Consider the following 17,348-nt stretch of genomic DNA (forward strand, 5'->3'; position numbering starts at 1 on the left):
CCCTGGCCGGGGCGTGGAAACGCGCCCCGGCTTTGACCGCCGTAAGACGGCCTTTTGGAAGGATTTCAAGTGACACCGCAAACTCTTGCACAACGCGCCTATGCGCAGACCGCTGCTCCGACGCGCACACCGCGTGATACGGAATATGAGGCGATTTCCAAGATCACGCATCGGTTGAAGGCTGCGGCCGCGCGGCACAAAACCGACTTTGGAGCGTTTGTTCAGGCTTTGCATGAAAACCGGAGGCTTTGGTCTGTGTTGGCAAACGGGGTAGCCGATTCCGATAACGCCTTGCCGAATGACCTTCGCGCCCGGATTTTCTATCTAGCTGAGTTCACCGAACAGCACAGCAGCCAGATACTCAGCAATAAGGCTTCGGTAGAGCCCCTTCTGGAAATAAACATGGCCGTTCTTAAAGGCCTTCGGCAAATGGGTGCGAACTGATGGCGGGTTTGGTATTGAAGCTTGCCCCAAAAGAACGGGTGCTGATTAATGGTGTAGTTGTGGAAAACGGCGATCGTAGAAGTCGGTTTTCAATCATGACACCACAGGCAAATGTCCTGCGTTTGCGCGATGCGATACATCCTAACGAGGTGAACACACCCGTTCGCAGAGTGTGCTATGCGACGCAACTGGTTCTGTCTGGAGACATGGAAGCTGAAAGCGCCCGCCAACAACTGCTACGTCGGGTGGAAGAGTTGAGCCAAGTGTTTACGGATGCGGACAGCCGCAGAGTTTTGGCCGAGGCAACCGAAGCTTTGTTGGCCGAGCAGTATTACAAATGCCTCAAATCCCTGCGTGCTCTGCTACCGCGAGAAGAGCGCCTCATGGCTTACCAGCAATGACCTTTCAGCCGGTCATACCCTCAGGTGGCATTGTTGGCTGGCGGTTCCTTCAGCGCACCTACGAAGGCCAGTTGAACAGCTTTTCCTCTTCGACGGTCAATGAGCGTGAGGCGACGTATTTCCGGGAAAACATCGGCAAGGTTCAAGCGGCTGAAGATCTGGTTTCTGACCGCCGGCTGCTACAGGTTGCCTTGGGCGCATTTGGTCTGGAGGGCGACATCGACAACCGCTATTTCATCCAGAAAATCCTGTCAGATGGAACGAGCGCAGATGATGCTTTGTCCAATCGCCTATCTGACAAAAGATACCGTGAATTCTCTGAGGCATTTGGACTGGGCCCTGGCGAAATTCGAAGAACCATTCTTTCGACATTTATGGAGGATATTGCCCGGGACAACGTGACCTCGCGCTTTGAGGTCGCCGTGGGTGAACAGGACGAGACAATGCGCATATCCCTCTATGCAAAACATGCGCTGGCTGAGTTGGCATCGCAAGACAGCAGTGGTGACACGAAATGGTTCGACTTGATGGGCCTTCCGCCGTTGCGAAAGATGATGGAGACGGCGCTTGGGTTGCCCTCAAGCTTTGGTCAGTTGGACATCGACAAGCAGCTTGAGGTGTTCAAGGATAGGTTGTCGAACCTGACTGGATCTGACGATTTAGCGCAGTTCGCGGATGAAGAGGCGATCGGGGATTTGACCGACAGATACCTTGCGCGCAGTCAGATCGCGCAGCTTCAAAGCACAATTTCCCCGGCCCAAACCGCGTTGCTTCTGCTGGGCGGATAGTCCTACGTCAATCGCAAGATGCCTCTATATCAAGCGCTGGCGCTCTAAATTTCTACCACAACTAGCTATTCAGGATCGCGTCCGCCGAGGTTTTGAGCGCGTATGAGCACACGGGTTGTGACACGTTGTGCAGCTTGACCTCTCCAAGTGGCAAAGCGTCTGTGCAGGCCGGCACGATGTCTTTGGTCACAACAATCCTGTGATTCACGATCTTGCTGTATTCCCCAAGTCGGGCGGCGACGTTCGCAGCTTGTCCGATCACGGTGAAGTCTAACCGTTCGCGCGACCCGATATTGCCATAGGTTACGCGCCCATAGGCGACGCCAATCGAACAATCGCAATGCATGTCGGACCCAGACTTGCGCAGCTCTCCTAACCTTTCAACGATTCCAACTGCTGATCGCTGCGCGTTTTCGCGGGCTAAGGCAGAATCTTCGCCTGCCGGGAATACAGCAAGAACAGCGTCCCCGATGAATTTCAGAACTTCACCACCGTTTTCGTCGACGATGTCCGAGACCGTTTCAAAGAAGTCATTCAGCAGATTGATATAGGCGGCGCGGCCCAGCTTTTCTTCTAACAGGGTAGAATTGCGCAGGTCGCAGAACATGATGGCTGCATCAATCTCATCCCCGTCTCCACGACGGATTTCTCCGCCCAGGACACGCGCGCCGGTCCGCTTTCCGACATAGGTTTCCAGCAATACCTGGGCGTTTTCGCGCTGCATGAAGACTTCGTAGAACCGGGCAATCACCGAGGAGCATTCGAACACCAGCCCAAGATTGGCCGTTGTGAACCCGTCGGGGTGATCGCAAGTCAGCGTCAAGACATTGGTGCGCCCGTCGGAAAATGGCAGGGGCATCGCGACATAGTCAGTCGCCCCTTTGGCGCGCAGGTCTTCCATGATTGGAAAGCTGTGCTGAGGGTTCTCGTCATTCAGCCTTTGGCGCACGCCGCCCATACCGTTGGACACGTGGCGCAGAGGGCTGTTGATATAGGCGGGGTGGTCGTGGATTTCATAGGTGGGCACATTGGTCGAAATCTCGGCTTCACCCTTTTCCCAAATATAGTGTTTGCCCGCGATCAACGGATGTAGGGACCAGGCAAGGATACTGAGGCGCTGAATGGCAATTCCATGTTCCAGCATCTTCTCGGCCAGCGCTTTGGTGAATGCTTCGGGCGTGCTGAGATCACTGGCCCCCCGCATCAGCCAATCGATCAGCGGCCCGCTGATATTGCCGTCTTCCGGGTTGCGCAGGTTGTTTTCACCCAGCTCAATCCGCGTATATGCGGTGGGCATAAAGCCGATATGGCCCTGGATCGCGGCGCTTTCGGGCAGGGCATTCTCGTAAGCCCAGACGGAGTTGGTCAATCGTTGATCCGCCATAACGACATCGTGGTAAGTGGCGGTGCCCTTGAACGGGCAGAATGTCTGAAGTTCGGTCTCATCGCTGAGATCGACATGTACATCCTGACGGGGGATGTAGATCATCGGCGGCAACCGAGTTTCGTACATTACCTTGGCATCAAAGCTTTCAGCCAGAAGGATCTCATCCCGGTAGATTGCGATACGGCCGACAAGTGGTTCGACCGAGATCCCATAGCCTTTGATATTTGGAGTCACGTGAACGTTCATAATCATCCTCCCTGGCACGGGTCTTTATAGGATGGGCGTTTGATCCGTGTTTTCCAAGGGGCAGAGCAGGATTTTCCCAATATCAAATCATCTGAATGACGTCTTTTTCTATCGACAACATATAGCCTTTTTTAGCGATGTTCTTGACCAGCAACTCGCTGACCATCTGATTGCCCAAAGCATCGCGCAGGCGCTTGATCCGCGTCGCGCCAGCAGCCTCGTCACAATCAGCTGTGCTTTTGCCGGAAATCATCGCCTCGATCTGAATGCCGGATAGAACCTCGTCATCCAACCGGGATTCGGCAAGAACTGACAGGGTTTCCATCGCCGACGCAGTCAGTTTGAAATCCATGTTATTGAGATAGACGGTATTCTCTTCCCGGCTGATCAAAAGTGAAGTGACCTGAATCCCAGTGCGCTCAATCTGTGCCATGCGTCGGTTCAACAGCACCAGCATGACCAGAAACACCAGCGCAGCAATCAGCATTGCAGTGGCGAAAACCAGCAAAACAAAGATAACCATGCGGTAACTGGACAATGTATCGGCAAAGGCAGTGCCGGACTGGGCCAGAACCTCGAGTAGGCGAATCTCGGTCTGCGAGGTCAGATCACTCTCGACGAACAGACGTTCGACGCGGGCATTGAACGCGTTTGCATCTGGCAATGTCCACAACAGAAAGGCGGCAGAGGCCACAAGTATGACAACGATTACCGTGATGCCCGCGCCAACCAACCTGACGCCCGAGCGCCGTGCCTCAGTAACGGAGATAGAATTTTCCGGCATTGGCCTTCCTTTTATCCAACCCTTCCGGTCCAAAAACGGACATGACGTTCAGCAGGGTCCAGCCCGAGCCGCGCAGCCGTTGCGCGACCTCTTTTTTGGCTTTTCCTTTGCCGCAGGACGAAACCTGCATGACGCCATAATGCAGGCGCAACGGATTGTCCTGCTTGGCCTTGTAATCGGCATAGCAGTCCGCTGCTGACGCCATGGAGCCAAGCGATATCAGGGCCCCGATGGCCAGAGAAGAGAGGATCTGTTTCATAGGCTGCATCCTGCGCATGGCTTTGGTTGATATTCAATAACGCAAAGGGGTTTCGCGGTCTGATATCGGATAACAAAACGGCGTTATTGCTTGTCTGAAGGGGACGCCCCCAATGTCAGGTCATCGAATTTACGGACTGTCATCACGTCCACCGAGTACCCGAAAGGACAGCACCATGCATAAGAAATTCATCGCTCTGATCATCGCCTCTGCAGTCGCAATCACCGGCGTTTCTGCATCCCAGGCCCGTGCCGCTGATGCAGAAGATATTCTTGGCGGGCTGGCGGCGATTGCCTTGATTGGCGCTGCCATCCATCATTTTGACAAGCAAGGCGACAGCAAAAAGGTTACCCGCAACTACAACCACGTGTATCAGGCCCCCAAACAGCACATCCAGAGGACCCCCAGGCATCGGCCGAACCATATCCGTCCCTTGCCCGAGCGTGTTGCGCGCTATAGTCTGCCGCAACGGTGCCTGGAAACCTTCAAGGGCTATGGCAAAAAGCGCCCGCTTCTGGGGACGCGCTGCCTAGATAAGCACTACAGATACGCCAATAGCCTGCCCAAAAAGTGCAAGGTCGGTTTCTGGAATGGCAATAAGGTCAAGCGGGCCTATGAACCCGCCTGCCTGCGCCAACAGGGATACCGCGTCGTTTACAAGTAATACGGTTCGAGCAGGAGTGGTGCCTTAGAAGCATCACGTCGGAGAGGGCAGCGATTGCTGTCCTCTCTTTTTTCTTGCGCAATGGGGGAAAACAGGATTTTCCCAAAACATGACCACACCAGATTATGAGATTGAAAAAGCCGCGCTTGCGCAGGGATATCTGCGGATTGCCGGCGTCGATGAGGTTGGGCGGGGGCCGCTGGCCGGTCCTGTTGTGGCTGCTGCAGTGATCCTGAATCCTGCGGAAATTCCCCAAGGTCTGAACGATTCAAAGAAACTCTCGGCCAAGCGCCGGGCCGCATTGGATACTGCCCTGCGTGGCTGCGCCGAATTCGCGGTGGCCGAGGCTTCGGTGGCCGAGATTGATGAGCACAACATCTTGCGTGCCTCGCATCTGGCGATGGAGCGCGCGGTGGCGGCGCTGGATCCCCCCCCGGATTATCTGTTGATCGACGGAAATATGATTCCGCGCGGACTGGCCATTCCGGCGCAGGCAGTGGTCAAAGGCGATGCCCATTCCGTGTCGATCGCCGCAGCTTCGATCCTTGCCAAAAACTGGCGCGATCAACTGATGGTGGATTTGGCGCAACAGCATCCGGGATACGGCTGGGAGACAAATGCCGGTTATCCGTCAAAACAACACAAGGATGCGCTGCGAAATCTTGGTGTGACCCCTCACCATAGAGTTTCGTTCAAGCCCGTCCACAATATGTTGTATCAAGAGTAAATCGTAAGCCGCTGATTCAAAAAAGAAATTGACGGCGAATCGTCTTTGACTCATCCTTGTCTCAACCAAATGAGCGCATAAGCGCCGTGGAACTTGAGGCAGCGATATGACAACGACCACCAAAAAGGGCGCGACAGCGCTCCCTGTAAACACGATCCTATCCGGGGACTGCATCGAAGTGATGAACAGTCTGCCCGAGGCATCGGTTGACCTGATTTTTGCCGATCCCCCATATAATCTGCAGTTGAAAGGGCAACTGCACCGCCCCGATAACAGCCAAGTGGATGCAGTCGATGATCACTGGGACCAGTTTTCCAGCTTTGGCGTCTACGACCAGTTCACGCGGGAATGGCTGAAGGCGGCCCATCGCCTGCTGAAGCCCAATGGCGCGATCTGGGTGATTGGATCGTATCACAACATTTTCCGTGTTGGGTCTGCGTTGCAGGATGCTGGGTATTGGATCCTCAACGATGTAGTTTGGCGTAAATCGAACCCGATGCCGAATTTCCGTGGCAAGCGGTTCACAAATGCGCATGAGACAATGATCTGGGCCTCCAAGCGTGAAGGGGCGAAATACACCTTCAACTATGAGGCACTGAAAGCGTTGAACGAAGGCGTCCAGATGCGCAGCGACTGGGTGCTGCCGATCTGCACTGGCCATGAACGGCTCAAGGATGAAAACGGCGACAAGGCGCATCCGACGCAGAAACCGGAATCATTGCTGCACCGCGTGCTGGTTGGATCAACCAATCCGGGTGACGTTATTCTGGACCCGTTCTTTGGCACCGGGACTACAGGGGCCGTGGCCAAGATGCTGGGTCGCGAATTCATCGGGATTGAGCGCGAAGAAAGTTATCGCAAAGTGGCCGAAAAGCGCATCGCGAAAGTGCGTAAATTCGACCGCGAGGCGCTGGAGGTCAGCGCCAGCAAACGCGCCGAGCCACGCGTGCCCTTTGGCCAGTTGGTCGAACGCGGCATGCTACGCCCGGGCGAGGAACTCTATTCCATGAACCAGCGTCACAAGGCCAAGGTCCGCGCCGATGGGACACTGGTGGGGCAAAATATCAAGGGTTCGATCCATCAGGTTGGCGCCCATCTCGAGAATGCGCCCTCCTGCAACGGCTGGACCTACTGGTGCTTCAAGCGCGACGGCAAAACCGTGCCGATCGACGTCTTGCGTCAGCAGATCCGGTCCGAGATGCACAACTGATAGACCAATACCGCCGGTGCCTGTGGCCTGACACAAGGCACTAAGCCTTGCCCCGCCGATCAACGGCGGGGTCTTTTGTTTCTTTCCCTGATGAGTTCCGATATGAGCCTATTGAAGCAATCGGCGCAGTGTAGGAGCTTTCGCAATGTCGGACACAGCAGCCAGCGAACCTCGGGCTAGGTGGTTCTTTTTCACCCGTCCGAACGAAGTAGAAATCGAGAATAAATACACCGAAGCTGCGCTGGAACGGCACAAGCGCGAGGGGCTGGAGCTTGCTGTCCGGGCCCGCTGGATCGCAATGGGTCTGACTGGCCTTTTGCTGATCTACCTGAACCCGCATTGGGAGGTCCTTTGGTATCATTTCATCCTTTTGCTGATTTGCGCAAATGGTTGGATGATCCGACGGGCAGGCCGTGTGGGGCAATCTCGGACAGAGTTGCTACTAATCTTTGTTGACCTTTTGATTATGACTTTGGGGATGATCATTCCCAACCCGTTCAGCGATGATGTGCGCCCGTTGGCGATGCAATTCCGGTTTGACAACTTTCAGTATTTCTTCGTCATTCTTGCAGCAGGAACCATGGCCTATTCCTGGCGCACGGTGATTGCCATAGGCACATGGACTGCAATAATCTGGACTACCGGATGGGTGATCGCCTGGTGGGTTGCGTTTCCGATTCCCGGCATAAGTGAGAAAGTGGCCGAGGCCTTGCAGGGGTATCCGGATGTAGCCGAGATGTTGGATCCAAATAGTTTCAGATCTTCGATCCGAATCCAGCAAGTGATTGTGTTCTTGATGGTGGCGGTGACGCTGGGCGTGTCGATGCGGCGGCTCAATCATCTGCTGATGACCAATGCTGGGTTGGAACGGGAACGAGCGAACCTGTCGCGATATTTCTCACCAAATGTGGTGGAGGAACTGAGCCAAAATGATGATCCGCTCAAACAGGTGCGAAAAGAGAATGTCGCAGTGCTCTTCATCGATATTGTGGGGTTCACCAAATATGCGGCGGGTCGTGATCCTTATGACGTGATCGAGGTGCTGCGTGGATTTCACGCCAGGATGGAGACCGAAGTGTTCCGCCATCATGGGACATTGGACAAGTACTTAGGCGATGGTCTTATGGCAACTTTCGGGACCCCGGTGACGACACCGTTGGATGCGACCAACGCGGTATCCTGCGCGCGCGGCATGGTGACTGTGATTGACCGGTGGAACATAGAACGTAGACGTGCCGGAGAGCCCGAGATTCGTGTTGGCATCGGTGTCCATTATGGCTCGGTTGTTTTGGGGGATATTGGCGCCAACCGTCTGGAATTTGCTGTGATCGGTGATGCGGTAAATGTCGCTGCGAAACTTGAGGCAATGACCCGCGAGCTGCAGGCCCGGATCGTGCTGAGTGATGCGGTGCGCCTGCAGCTTGAGCAGGAAGGGAGCAGTGCCTCCGAACTGACAGCCGAATTTACCGAAAACAAGGGCCACCCTGTGCGCGGTGTTGAATACCCGATGGATATCTGGGTGATGTAGCTCAAGGCTCTCTCGTCGATGGATCACGCATCAAAGACGCAGGGCCAGTCGTTGGGCCGGGCAGCGCGCCGAGGCGCGCTGCGGTCAGGACCCTGGCATCGGGTTTTGTGACTTGTTGTAGGGTTGCCAGTCTGTGACTTCGGGGTAGTACCTGCGCCGCCAATCCCGCACACGGGGGTTCATGACACGCCGCCAGAGCGGTGGGATCATCGCGGCGATCGTCATCACTGGGTATCCGTAGGGCAGTTGCGGGGCGGTGTTCTGATCGTGATGTTGAAGCAGTGGAAATCGACGGTTGGGTTTGTAGTGATGGTCCGAGTGGCGCTGTAGATTGATCAGCAGCCAGTTCGACGCTTTTTGCGACGCGTTCCACGAATGACAGGGCAGGGCGTGTTCGTACTTCCCCTGGCCCAGATATTTTCGGGTCAGCCCGTAATGTTCGACATAGTTCACCAGTTCAAGCTGCCAGATGGCGACGCCGGCCTGAATCAGAAACAGGACAAGGCCGGACCATCCGCCAATCAAACCTGCCAACGCCAGCAAGCCGCCCTGTAATATCCAATACCGCCAGAACGGGTTTGTGCGGTCCGTCCAGGGGCGGTCCTTGCGCGCCAGTTTCTCGCGCTCGGCATGAAAGGCGGAGGCCAGACATTGCCACAGAACACGCGGATAGAAGCGATGAAAGCCTTCGTTGTACCGTGCTGTTACCGGATCGCGCGGGGTTCCGACATAGCGGTGGTGAACCAGCAAATGTTCGGACCGGAAGTGCGAGTACAAGACCATGGCCAGCAGGATGTCGCCAAGCCCGCGCTCCAGCCGGCCCTGCTGGTGCATCAGTTCGTGGCTGTAGTTGATTCCAATCGTCCCCGAGATCACACCCATGCCAAAGAACAGGCCGATCTTTTCTGGTGAAGACAGGTGAGAGCTGTGCGTCACATACCAAAGCAGCCCGTAAAGGGTCAGGAACTGTACCGGAACCCAGGCTTTGGTCAGCAGGATATACCAGCGCAACATGCTGTCCGGCGTATCTGGGTCCGCATTTTCGAGGTCGAGCCCGGTGAGCTGATCCAGCGCCGCAAATATCCACCATGTTGACAGCGGCACCAGCAGGACCCACCAGCCACCGGCAAAGGCCGTGGCCCAGATCAGTGGGATCAGCAAAAACGAGACCCAGAATGGAAGGGTAGATTGCCAGCGGGTCAATGTTTCAGATGCGATCATCAAAGGCTCCGGTCGACGCTGGACAGACTATCCGTAGGTCGTGTTTCAGCATAATGTGTTACTGGTTGCGCCAGAGGTCAAATGCCTTGCGCATGACCGTCGGCAGATCGCTGGGTCGAAAGGCATGTTTATCAAGCAAGATCATGTCCTCCGGTGCCGCACCGGGCGGTAAAGAGGTTGCCCAAACCTGCAGGATCAGGTGGAAATGCGTGAACGTGTGGCGCACTTCGCCCGGTAGAACGCGCCAGTCCGCCGCAAACGGCGCGGTGTCAGACGGCGCATCGGACCATTCGGATCCCGGCCATCCCAGCATACCGCCCAAAAGCCCTTTGTCTGGGCGGCGTTCAAGCAACATCGCCCCGTCCGCTGTCTGGGTAATGTAGACATGGCCATAACGTGTGGGTTTTGGCTTTTTCGGTGTTTTGCAGGGCAGATCGGCCTGGGTACCCGCAGCGTGGGAGCGGCAACGCGTGCGCATTGGACATATCCCGCATGCCGGGGATCTTGGGGTGCAGACAGTCGCACCCAGATCCATCACGGCCTGCGCATAGTCGCCCGGACGCACCGCTGGGGTCAATGCAGCTGCCCGTTGCTTGATTTGTGGTTTTGATCCCGGCAGCGGATCGTGAATGTCGTATAGGCGGGCCATGACACGTTCGACATTGCCGTCCAACACGGTTTCCGGACGATCAAAGGCAATGGCTGCAATCGCGGCGGCTGTATACGGGCCTATGCCCGGCAGGTTCAGCAGCTCATCGTGTGAGTCGGGAAAACAGCCATCATGACTTTCAGCCACAACGCGCGCGCATTTCAGCAGATTGCGGGCGCGGGCATAATATCCCAGACCGGCCCATTCCCCCATGACCTGCTCGTCAGGCGCTGCGGCCAGTGATTCAACTGTCGGCCACCGGGATGTGAACCGCAGGAAATAGTCGCGCACCGCTGCCACAGTTGTCTGCTGTAGCATGACTTCGGACAGCCAAACCCGATAGGGGTCAGGACGCATTCCGGAAGACCTATCGGCAGGACCAATGCGCCATGGCATTTCACGGGCATTGCGGTCGTACCAGGCCAGCAACTCATCGCTGAAGTCAATTTCGTGGGTGTCACGCAAGTTTTACATATCTCCTTGTCGGGTTTCGCTGGCGCCCGGTGTTCTGCCCTTTACAATAGAGAGACAGGAGTTGGAAACCAGATGCAGCCCAGACGTTCTTCGACACGCGGATTTAAACGTACTGCGACATTGCTGAACGGCCAGATCAGGCGCGCCGGGGAAAGCCGGGGATTCGCCGTTTCACGCCTGTTGACCCATTGGGCCGAGATCGTGGGGCAGGATGTGGCCTCGATCGCGCGGCCGGTTAACGTGGGCTATGGCAAGGGCGGTATGGGGGCCACGCTGACGGTGCTGACCACCGGCCCGCAGGCGCCGATGCTGGAAATGCAGAAGGAACAGCTGCGCGGTAAGGTGAATGCGGTCTATGGCTATAATGCCATCAGCCGGGTGCGCATCACCCAGACGGCTCCGACAGGATTTGCCGAGGGGCAGGCCAGCTTCGACCACAAGCCGAAACAGGTGAAACCCACAATCGAACCAGAAATCATAGCCGAGGCAGATCGGGCTGCGCAGGGCGTCCATGATGGCGATCTGCGTACAGCCCTTGAACGTCTGGGCCGTAACGTTTTATCCAAGCAAAAACGCTGAGAAAGGGCTGATTCATGAGCCGTATTGCAATCGGAATCTGCGCGGCTGTCGCCATAGCCGCAGGTGGCTATTGGCTGTCGCTGTCAAATTCCTCTCCGTCCAACCCGCTGGTCAGCAGCGCCGAGGCGCAACAGGCCGATCTGGACACTTCGACCATCATCGAAATGGTGCAAGGGTCCGCGGACGCGCCCGTCGAGATCATCGAATATGCGTCCTATACCTGTCCGCATTGCGCGAGTTTTCATCAGGGGCCGCTGAAGAAAATCAAAAAAGACTACATCGACACCGGCAAGGTCAAGTTTACCTACCGCGAAGTGTATTTTGACAAATACGGACTTTGGGCCTCGATGGTCGCGCGCTGTGGCGGCCCCGAGAAGTTCTTCGGCATCTCCGACTTGATCTACAAGGATCAGGCTGAATGGACCCGTGCCGGTGGACCTGCGGAGATCGTGGATGAACTGCGCAAGATCGGACGTTTAGCTGGGATCACCAATGACCAGCTTGATGCTTGCCTGCAGGACGGAAATCGTGCGCAGACCTTGGTGGCTTGGTATCAGGAGAACGCAGAACGCGACGACATCAGAGCAACCCCATCCTTTATTGTGAACGGTAAGAAGGTCGACAATCAGTCTTATGAAGAATTCAAAAAGCTGATCGACGCCGAACTGGGCAGCTAAATCCAAACACGACCGGCCTGTCAGGGCCGGCCGCCTTCAGGGCGAAGGCGCGACCTGCAATAGCAACTGTTTGACCCGGTCGCCCTCGTCCATATTTAGTCGGACGGGCAGGGTGATGACCTTGCTGCGAAACGCGGCTGGCAGACGAACCGCATCTTTTTCCGTTGTGACCATCTGAGCGCCCAGCAGGCGCGCTTCATTCTCTAGCCGTGTCATCAGGGCCGGTGTCAGGGGCTGGTGATCGTCCAGCGCCTCGGCCCGCAGCAGGGTGGCGCCCTGTTGGCGCAGGGTGGCAAAGAACTTCTCCGGATGGCCGATACCGGCAAAGGCCAGAACTGGCGTCTCGGTCCATTCCATTCCGGTCTGCAGCGGCTCGACCGCGCCGGTGGCATGCGGAACCGTCAGCATGTCGCCCCAGCGGGCGGCGAACCTTGTCTGCGCGTCTGTGCCGCCCAGCGACAGCACCAGATCGGCCCGTTGCTGCCCCACATCGACCGGTTCCCGCAGTGGACCCGCAGGCAGGCACAATCCGTTGCCGAACCCCCGCTCGGCATCCACTACGATGACCGAGAAATCCTTGGCGACCGAGGGGTTCTGAAACCCGTCATCCAACAGGATTACCGTTGCCCCGGCCTGGGCAGCGGCTTTTGCGCCCGCGGCGCGGTCCTTGGCCACCCAGACATCCGCAAATGCGGCCAGCAGCAGCGGTTCATCCCCGACTTCTGCCGCCGTATGTTTGCCAGGATCGACGCGCACAGGTCCTGTCAGTGCGCCGCCGTGGCCTCGGGTGACAACATGGGTCTGATGCCACGCGTCCCGCAGCTGTTCGATCATCCAGATCACGGTTGGTGTTTTGCCGGTCCCGCCTGCATTCAGGTTTCCAATGCAGATAACGGGGAGGCCTGGGTTGAAACCTGTTTCCGAGGCCAGCCTGCGGGCTGTCGCCGCCGCATAAACCCGTCCCAACGGGGACAGCAGCCGGGCCCTGAGGTCCAACTGATCCGGAGCGGTGTTCCAAAAGTCAGGTGCCCGCATCGTCGGTGCTCCGTTCGTCCAGATAGTCCTGTACCAGTTCGATCAGCTGATCTGATTGCGGCGCGCCGTCGGTCACGATCTGCCAGCCTGCCAAAGCCATATCCGCCGCGCGGTCAGGCGCAAGTAACTCTACCACGGCATCCCCAAGTTCGGTTGCGGTTCTGACCGTCAAAGCGGCGCCTGCCTGGTCCAGCTGATCGTAGGCTGTCTGATGCTGGTCAACATGTGGGCCATGTATGACAGCCGATCCCAGGGCGGTCGCACCAAACGGATCCTGTCCCCCGTCGCCCCGTTCGAGCGAGTTGCCGATAAAGGACACTGCCGAAACACGGTACCACAAGCCCAAATCCTCTGGGTCCGAGGACAAGACGACCTGTGTGGTATCTTCAATCATGCCGCCATCGTCCCAGTTGATGCAGCGCAAGTCCATGGCTTCGAGCCGCCGATGCAGTGGGGCGGCTTCCTGTATGTCGGCGACATGCAGGATTAAGGTCAACCGGGGCAGCATCCGCATGGCCTGACGGTGGGCGCTGAGGACCGAGATGAACTCTTTATCCTTCACCCAGGCCGCAAGCCATATGGGTCTGCTTGAAAAGGCGTGATTGGTTTCGATCAGTTCGTCTTCGGGCCACGGAGAAGGGTTCGGACTTATCAGCAGAGGAGGCGCCTCGCTGACCTTGGTGAAGGCGATTCCCAGTTTGCGGATCTGCCGGGCCGTTTCGTTGCTGGTAGCCAGAATTCGTTGAAAGCAATCGAGAGTGTACCGGCTGATATCGGGCAGCCACCGGGTCCCACGCGCGGTGTTCAGGTCGATTTCAGCTTCGATCAGGATCAACGGCACTTCGCGCTCGTGGGCACGGGTAATCACATTGGGCATCAGCCCGCCGCCAACCCAAATGCCAATATTCGGGCGCCAATGGTCCAGAAACACCCGCGCGGCGCCGGTTTGTTCCGAAGGTAGGTTCACAAGTATGTATTTCGCGCAGTCCCACTGACTCAGGTCCGCTTCGGGTGGGGCCGACAGGACAACCGACAGGCCCGGGCGCGACTGCAGCAGCCTGTGGCAGAAATCCATCATCGCGCGAAGGCGACCCGGATTGGCGATGTGAATCCAGATCAGATCTCCTGATGGTCGGGGCACATAGGGTTGGTCCCCGTTGCCGGGTACGCCCCACGAAAGCACGCGATAGGCCGCCAGACTAAGGGATCGCGGTTTGCTCATGGCGCAATGCCCGCACTGTCTGGGTCAATCTGATCCGCCAGTTGCCGGTGCAATGGCGGGTTTGCCGCGATGACACCATTCAGGCGCGGATGTGGGTTGTTAAAGCGCAGTGGGGCGCCAAGCCGGTCCGTACATATGCCACCTGCCTCTTGGACGATCAAATCCCCTGCCGCGATGTCCCATTCCCAGCTGGGGCGCAGTGTCAACATTCCGTCAAAGCGACCCTGCCCGACCAATGCCAACCGATAGGCAAGCGACGGGCGATAGTTTCGACGGAATTGAGGAACCCGGCCCTGACACCAGTGCCGGCTGTCCAGATTGGGTTTCGCGGCCAGGATCTCGGCCGTCGTGATGTCTTGGGTGTCCGATACGACAATCGGCGCGCCGTTTAGTGTGGCCCCTTGGCTCTTGGCCGCCGCATACAACAGGTCACGCAAGGGCAGGTAAATAACCGCCGCCGTCACCTGACCATGTTCCGCCACAGCCAGGGAATGCGCCCAGGTCGAGGAACCTTCGGTGAAGCTGCGGGTGCCGTCGATCGGGTCAATGATAAAAACCCGGTCCCGGGACAGGCGATGCAGGGTGTCCTCGGTCTCTTCGCTGAGCCAGCCGTAACCCGGTCTCGCAGAGGGCAAGCGCTGTTCGAGCATCGCGTTCACGGCCAGATCAGCCTCGGTTACCGGGCCTGCACCATCGGGCTTGTCCCAGCGTTGTGCTTTTGACCCGGAATACCGTGTTGCGATCTTTCCAGACTCGCGCGCGGCGTCAATCAGCAGGGGCAGGTCAGTTGCCGGCAAGTGTCATTCCCTCGATCAGCAACGATGGGACCACACGCGACAAATAGGGGCGGGCGTCATTCGCCGGAATAATCCGCAGAAGCATATCGCGCAGATTTCCGGCGATGGTGCATTCGTTGACCGGATGGGTGATCTCTCCGTTTTCGACCCAAAAGCCCGAAGCCCCACGAGAGTAATCCCCTGTATTGGGGTTGATGGTCGATCCGATCATAGACGTTACCAACAGTCCGGTGCCCATATCGCGCAGCAGCTCTGCACGGCTGCGCTCGCCCTGTGTCAGGCTGAGGTTCCAGTTGCTTGGCGACGGAGGCCCAGACACGCCCCGCGTAGCATTTCCTGTCGAGGCCATCTTGAGCTTGCGTGCGCTGGACAGGTCCAATGTCCAGCCCGTCAATACACCGTTTTCGATGATCGCCCGGCGTTGTGTGGGCAGGCCTTCGGCATCAAAGGGGCGCGACCCGGACATGCGCGGGCGATGTGGGTCTTCGATCAGCGAAAGATATTCCGGCAGAACCTGCTGTCCAAGACAATCCGACAACCAGGACGAGCCGCGCGCGATGGAGATACCGTTGCTGGCGCCCAGAAGATGCCCGATCAACGAAGATGAAATCCGTTCATCGAACAGAACCGGATAGACGCCTGTTGCAGGCTTGCGCGCGCCAACCTGCGCAACAGCACGTTCGCCTGCGGTCCGACCAATCTGGTCCGGGTTGCGCAAATCGCTTTGGAATGTGCGGCTGTCGCCGTCATAATCGCGCTCCATTCCGGTACCTTGGCCCGAGATCGCTACGCAGGAGGTCGACCGGCTGCTGCGCTCATACCCGCCGGAAAAGCCGTTGGTGGCGGCCAGATGCACGCGGTGGGTGCCATAGGCGGCTGCGGCATCCGACACTTGTGTGACACCGTCGACCGTAAGCGCCGCGGATTCCGCCGCCAGCGCATCATTCAGAAGATCTTCAGCTGTGGGCTCCGGCGCGGGATCGCACAGTTCCAATGCCTGAATGTCCCAATCCCGGATCAACTGAGCCTCATTCGCCAGGCCGGTAAACGGGTCTTCGGGGGCTTCGCGGGCCATGGCGACGGCGCGTTCGGCCATGGCTGTCAGAGTTTCGGACCGGCTGTCGGAACTAGAGACGATGGCCTGTCTTTGGCCCAGAAACACCCGCAGCCCCAGATCGGTACCCTCGGACCGTTCGGCGGCCTCAAGCGCACCGGAGCGTACCTCGACCGAGACCGAAGACTCGTCCAGCACAATGGCATCCGCGGCCTCGGCCCCGGCCTTACGTGCCGCATCCAGCAGGTGTTGGCTGATCTCTTCGGGTGTGCGCATCATGTGGCCTCCGGTCTTGTTTCTTTGGACCTATCGTCCGCCCGTCCGTCCCGCAAGACCTGCGGTCATTTTCGGGGGTTTGCAGAAAGGCCAGAAAGGCGAATTTCGCATGTGGCTGCAATAATTCCGCTGTTTTGTCCGTAGCCGTAGGTTAGTAGTTGATCCAAGTGGATGAGAATGAGACGACTGGGCAGGAAGAACGGGCAGGCCACAACATGCAGAACAATCTATCGCTGCGCGGGGTTACGATCCCCGATGATCCGCAGATCATTACGCCTAAGGTCAAGCGTTCAATCCTGGCCGAGCGTTACGAAAAAGACGAAGTGACCGGTCTGCCGAAATTCATCGACCCGAAGGATCGCGTGGTAGAGCTGGGCGCTGGGATCGGGTTCATCTCATCCTATCTGGTGACGCAACTTGGTGTACGCCACGCAATGTGCATCGAGGCGAACCCGACGCTGTGTGAATTCATCGGCCGTGTCCACAAGGCAAATGACATTGCGAATGTCGAGGTGGTGAACGCGGTTGCCCTCGGCGATACACGGGTTCCCGGAACGGCCCGATTTTACATACGCGAACCGTTCTGGTCCTCATCTCTGGACCCTGATCCGGACTATGTCAGAGAGGTCAGCGTGCCGGAACGCCCTCTGTCAGAAATTCTGCGGGACTTTGAAGCCAACGTGCTGATCGTCGATATCGAAGGGGGCGAGAAGTTTCTGTTCGACGGGGTCGATCTTGTGAATGTCCAGAAAGTCTATCTTGAGGTCCACACCCGTAAGATCGGATTGCATGGGATCAAGGCTTGTTTCGATCATCTGTCGGCACTTGGGTTTGCCTACGATCAACGTGTCAGCAGCGGTGGGTCGGTGCTGTTTCGGCGTGTTCGCCGGCGCTCGTCGTAAAAGGGAAGGCAGCCGGGCCGCCTT

Annotated in this window: 19 protein-coding genes; 10 read left to right on the forward strand and 9 right to left on the reverse strand. The window is 57.4% G+C overall.

Translation table 11 applies throughout. The annotated features are described in order from the left end of the window. Positions 1–69: 69 nt before the first annotated feature. The 3 genes from flaF to AC2FH9_RS14240 are packed head-to-tail and all read left to right on the forward strand — an operon-like array spanning position 70 to position 1,633. Positions 70–444 (forward strand): flagellar biosynthesis regulator FlaF, encoded by a 375-nt coding sequence (flaF, locus tag AC2FH9_RS14230; RefSeq protein WP_271949611.1) that lies wholly within the window; start codon positions 70–72, stop codon positions 442–444. Continuing rightward, the gene (flbT, locus tag AC2FH9_RS14235; protein WP_496871968.1) at positions 444–845 is read left to right on the forward strand and encodes a flagellar biosynthesis repressor FlbT; all 402 of its coding nucleotides are present in this window, start codon (positions 444–446) and stop codon (positions 843–845) included. Before flaF ends, flbT begins: the two co-directional genes overlap by 1 nt. After that, entirely contained in the window at positions 842–1,633 is a 792-nt protein-coding gene (locus AC2FH9_RS14240) for a DUF1217 domain-containing protein (protein ID WP_496871969.1), read from the forward strand. The genes flbT and AC2FH9_RS14240 overlap by 4 nt, the downstream gene beginning before the upstream one ends. Before the next feature lie 61 nt (positions 1,634–1,694). Here AC2FH9_RS14240 and AC2FH9_RS14245 read toward each other — a convergent pair whose 3' ends face one another. The 3 genes from AC2FH9_RS14245 to AC2FH9_RS14255 all read right to left on the reverse strand — a co-directional run bounded on the left by AC2FH9_RS14245 (position 1,695) and on the right by AC2FH9_RS14255 (position 4,309). Continuing rightward, entirely contained in the window at positions 1,695–3,266 is a 1,572-nt protein-coding gene (locus AC2FH9_RS14245; protein WP_496871971.1) for a DUF427 domain-containing protein, read from the reverse strand. Between the two features lie 82 nt (positions 3,267–3,348). Next, the gene (locus tag AC2FH9_RS14250) at positions 3,349–4,050 is read right to left on the reverse strand and encodes a winged helix-turn-helix domain-containing protein (RefSeq protein ID WP_496871973.1); all 702 of its coding nucleotides are present in this window, start codon (positions 4,048–4,050) and stop codon (positions 3,349–3,351) included. Further along, positions 4,022–4,309 (reverse strand): hypothetical protein, encoded by a 288-nt coding sequence (locus AC2FH9_RS14255; RefSeq protein WP_142637145.1) that lies wholly within the window; start codon positions 4,307–4,309, stop codon positions 4,022–4,024. Before AC2FH9_RS14255 ends, AC2FH9_RS14250 begins: the two co-directional genes overlap by 29 nt. Positions 4,310–4,484: 175 nt before the next feature. Here AC2FH9_RS14255 and AC2FH9_RS14260 point away from each other — a divergent pair, with 175 nt between their 5' ends. The 4 genes from AC2FH9_RS14260 to AC2FH9_RS14275 all read left to right on the forward strand — a co-directional run bounded on the left by AC2FH9_RS14260 (position 4,485) and on the right by AC2FH9_RS14275 (position 8,438). Further along, entirely contained in the window at positions 4,485–4,973 is a 489-nt protein-coding gene (locus tag AC2FH9_RS14260) for a hypothetical protein (RefSeq protein ID WP_496750345.1), read from the forward strand. A gap of 109 nt (positions 4,974–5,082) precedes the next feature. After that, positions 5,083–5,700 carry a ribonuclease HII gene (gene rnhB, locus AC2FH9_RS14265; protein ID WP_496677845.1) on the forward strand — a complete coding sequence of 206 codons (618 nt, stop codon included), beginning with the start codon at positions 5,083–5,085 and terminating at the stop codon, positions 5,698–5,700. A 106-nt stretch (positions 5,701–5,806) separates the two neighbouring features. Continuing rightward, positions 5,807–6,910: a site-specific DNA-methyltransferase gene (locus tag AC2FH9_RS14270; protein WP_142637139.1), complete on the forward strand. Its 1,104-nt coding sequence runs from the start codon at positions 5,807–5,809 to the stop codon at positions 6,908–6,910. A 145-nt stretch (positions 6,911–7,055) separates the two neighbouring features. Further along, positions 7,056–8,438 (forward strand): adenylate/guanylate cyclase domain-containing protein, encoded by a 1,383-nt coding sequence (locus tag AC2FH9_RS14275; protein ID WP_496871976.1) that lies wholly within the window; start codon positions 7,056–7,058, stop codon positions 8,436–8,438. 84 nt (positions 8,439–8,522) lie between these two features. Here the strand turns inward: AC2FH9_RS14275 and AC2FH9_RS14280 are convergent, their stop codons facing one another. Continuing rightward, positions 8,523–9,659: an alkane 1-monooxygenase gene (locus AC2FH9_RS14280; RefSeq protein WP_496871977.1), complete on the reverse strand. Its 1,137-nt coding sequence runs from the start codon at positions 9,657–9,659 to the stop codon at positions 8,523–8,525. A 58-nt stretch (positions 9,660–9,717) separates the two neighbouring features. Next, the gene (gene mutY / locus AC2FH9_RS14285) at positions 9,718–10,773 is read right to left on the reverse strand and encodes an A/G-specific adenine glycosylase (RefSeq protein WP_496871978.1); all 1,056 of its coding nucleotides are present in this window, start codon (positions 10,771–10,773) and stop codon (positions 9,718–9,720) included. An 81-nt stretch (positions 10,774–10,854) separates the two neighbouring features. Between mutY and AC2FH9_RS14290 the strand changes: the two genes are divergently transcribed. Together AC2FH9_RS14290 and AC2FH9_RS14295 are read left to right on the forward strand one after the other, a co-directional pair. Further along, positions 10,855–11,361 carry a DUF721 domain-containing protein gene (locus tag AC2FH9_RS14290; protein WP_496871980.1) on the forward strand — a complete coding sequence of 169 codons (507 nt, stop codon included), beginning with the start codon at positions 10,855–10,857 and terminating at the stop codon, positions 11,359–11,361. A 14-nt stretch (positions 11,362–11,375) separates the two neighbouring features. Continuing rightward, entirely contained in the window at positions 11,376–12,038 is a 663-nt protein-coding gene (locus tag AC2FH9_RS14295; RefSeq protein ID WP_496677840.1) for a DsbA family protein, read from the forward strand. 36 nt (positions 12,039–12,074) lie between these two features. Here AC2FH9_RS14295 and lpxK read toward each other — a convergent pair whose 3' ends face one another. Genes lpxK through AC2FH9_RS14315 form a run of 4 tightly spaced genes read right to left on the reverse strand, consistent with a single transcriptional unit; the run spans position 12,075 to position 16,425 of the window. Beyond that, on the reverse strand, positions 12,075–13,073 hold the full coding sequence (gene lpxK, locus AC2FH9_RS14300) for a tetraacyldisaccharide 4'-kinase (protein WP_496871982.1): 999 nt from the start codon (positions 13,071–13,073) through the stop codon (positions 12,075–12,077). Further along, on the reverse strand, positions 13,060–14,295 hold the full coding sequence (locus tag AC2FH9_RS14305) for a 3-deoxy-D-manno-octulosonic acid transferase (RefSeq protein ID WP_496871984.1): 1,236 nt from the start codon (positions 14,293–14,295) through the stop codon (positions 13,060–13,062). Before AC2FH9_RS14305 ends, lpxK begins: the two co-directional genes overlap by 14 nt. After that, the gene (locus AC2FH9_RS14310) at positions 14,292–15,092 is read right to left on the reverse strand and encodes an inositol monophosphatase family protein (protein ID WP_496871986.1); all 801 of its coding nucleotides are present in this window, start codon (positions 15,090–15,092) and stop codon (positions 14,292–14,294) included. The genes AC2FH9_RS14305 and AC2FH9_RS14310 overlap by 4 nt, the downstream gene beginning before the upstream one ends. Continuing rightward, a complete protein-coding gene (locus tag AC2FH9_RS14315) occupies positions 15,079–16,425 on the reverse strand; it encodes a TldD/PmbA family protein (RefSeq protein ID WP_496871988.1) in 1,347 nt (448 codons plus the stop codon). The genes AC2FH9_RS14310 and AC2FH9_RS14315 overlap by 14 nt, the downstream gene beginning before the upstream one ends. Positions 16,426–16,589: 164 nt before the next feature. Here AC2FH9_RS14315 and AC2FH9_RS14320 point away from each other — a divergent pair, with 164 nt between their 5' ends. Then, positions 16,590–17,324 carry an FkbM family methyltransferase gene (locus AC2FH9_RS14320; protein ID WP_496870303.1) on the forward strand — a complete coding sequence of 245 codons (735 nt, stop codon included), beginning with the start codon at positions 16,590–16,592 and terminating at the stop codon, positions 17,322–17,324. Positions 17,325–17,348: the final 24 nt, after the last annotated feature.

This window comes from Ruegeria sp. CDSC081 (assembly GCF_059610485.1).

Excerpts from the sequence above, each read along its gene's own strand:
- flbT (WP_496871968.1), top strand. The coding sequence starts at position 444 with ATGGCGGGTTTGGTATTGAAGCTTGCCCCAAAAGAACGGGTGCTGATT.
- AC2FH9_RS14240 (WP_496871969.1), top strand. The coding sequence starts at position 842 with ATGACCTTTCAGCCGGTCATACCCTCAGGTGGCATTGTTGGCTGGCGG.
- AC2FH9_RS14245 (WP_496871971.1), bottom strand. The coding sequence starts at position 3,266 with ATGAACGTTCACGTGACTCCAAATATCAAAGGCTATGGGATCTCGGTC.
- AC2FH9_RS14250 (WP_496871973.1), bottom strand. The coding sequence starts at position 4,050 with ATGCCGGAAAATTCTATCTCCGTTACTGAGGCACGGCGCTCGGGCGTC.
- AC2FH9_RS14255 (WP_142637145.1), bottom strand. The coding sequence starts at position 4,309 with ATGAAACAGATCCTCTCTTCTCTGGCCATCGGGGCCCTGATATCGCTT.
- AC2FH9_RS14260 (WP_496750345.1), top strand. The coding sequence starts at position 4,485 with ATGCATAAGAAATTCATCGCTCTGATCATCGCCTCTGCAGTCGCAATC.
- rnhB (WP_496677845.1), top strand. The coding sequence starts at position 5,083 with ATGACCACACCAGATTATGAGATTGAAAAAGCCGCGCTTGCGCAGGGA.
- AC2FH9_RS14270 (WP_142637139.1), top strand. The coding sequence starts at position 5,807 with ATGACAACGACCACCAAAAAGGGCGCGACAGCGCTCCCTGTAAACACG.
- AC2FH9_RS14275 (WP_496871976.1), top strand. The coding sequence starts at position 7,056 with ATGTCGGACACAGCAGCCAGCGAACCTCGGGCTAGGTGGTTCTTTTTC.
- AC2FH9_RS14280 (WP_496871977.1), bottom strand. The coding sequence starts at position 9,659 with ATGATCGCATCTGAAACATTGACCCGCTGGCAATCTACCCTTCCATTC.
- AC2FH9_RS14290 (WP_496871980.1), top strand. The coding sequence starts at position 10,855 with ATGCAGCCCAGACGTTCTTCGACACGCGGATTTAAACGTACTGCGACA.
- AC2FH9_RS14295 (WP_496677840.1), top strand. The coding sequence starts at position 11,376 with ATGAGCCGTATTGCAATCGGAATCTGCGCGGCTGTCGCCATAGCCGCA.
- lpxK (WP_496871982.1), bottom strand. The coding sequence starts at position 13,073 with ATGCGGGCACCTGACTTTTGGAACACCGCTCCGGATCAGTTGGACCTC.
- AC2FH9_RS14305 (WP_496871984.1), bottom strand. The coding sequence starts at position 14,295 with ATGAGCAAACCGCGATCCCTTAGTCTGGCGGCCTATCGCGTGCTTTCG.
- AC2FH9_RS14315 (WP_496871988.1), bottom strand. The coding sequence starts at position 16,425 with ATGATGCGCACACCCGAAGAGATCAGCCAACACCTGCTGGATGCGGCA.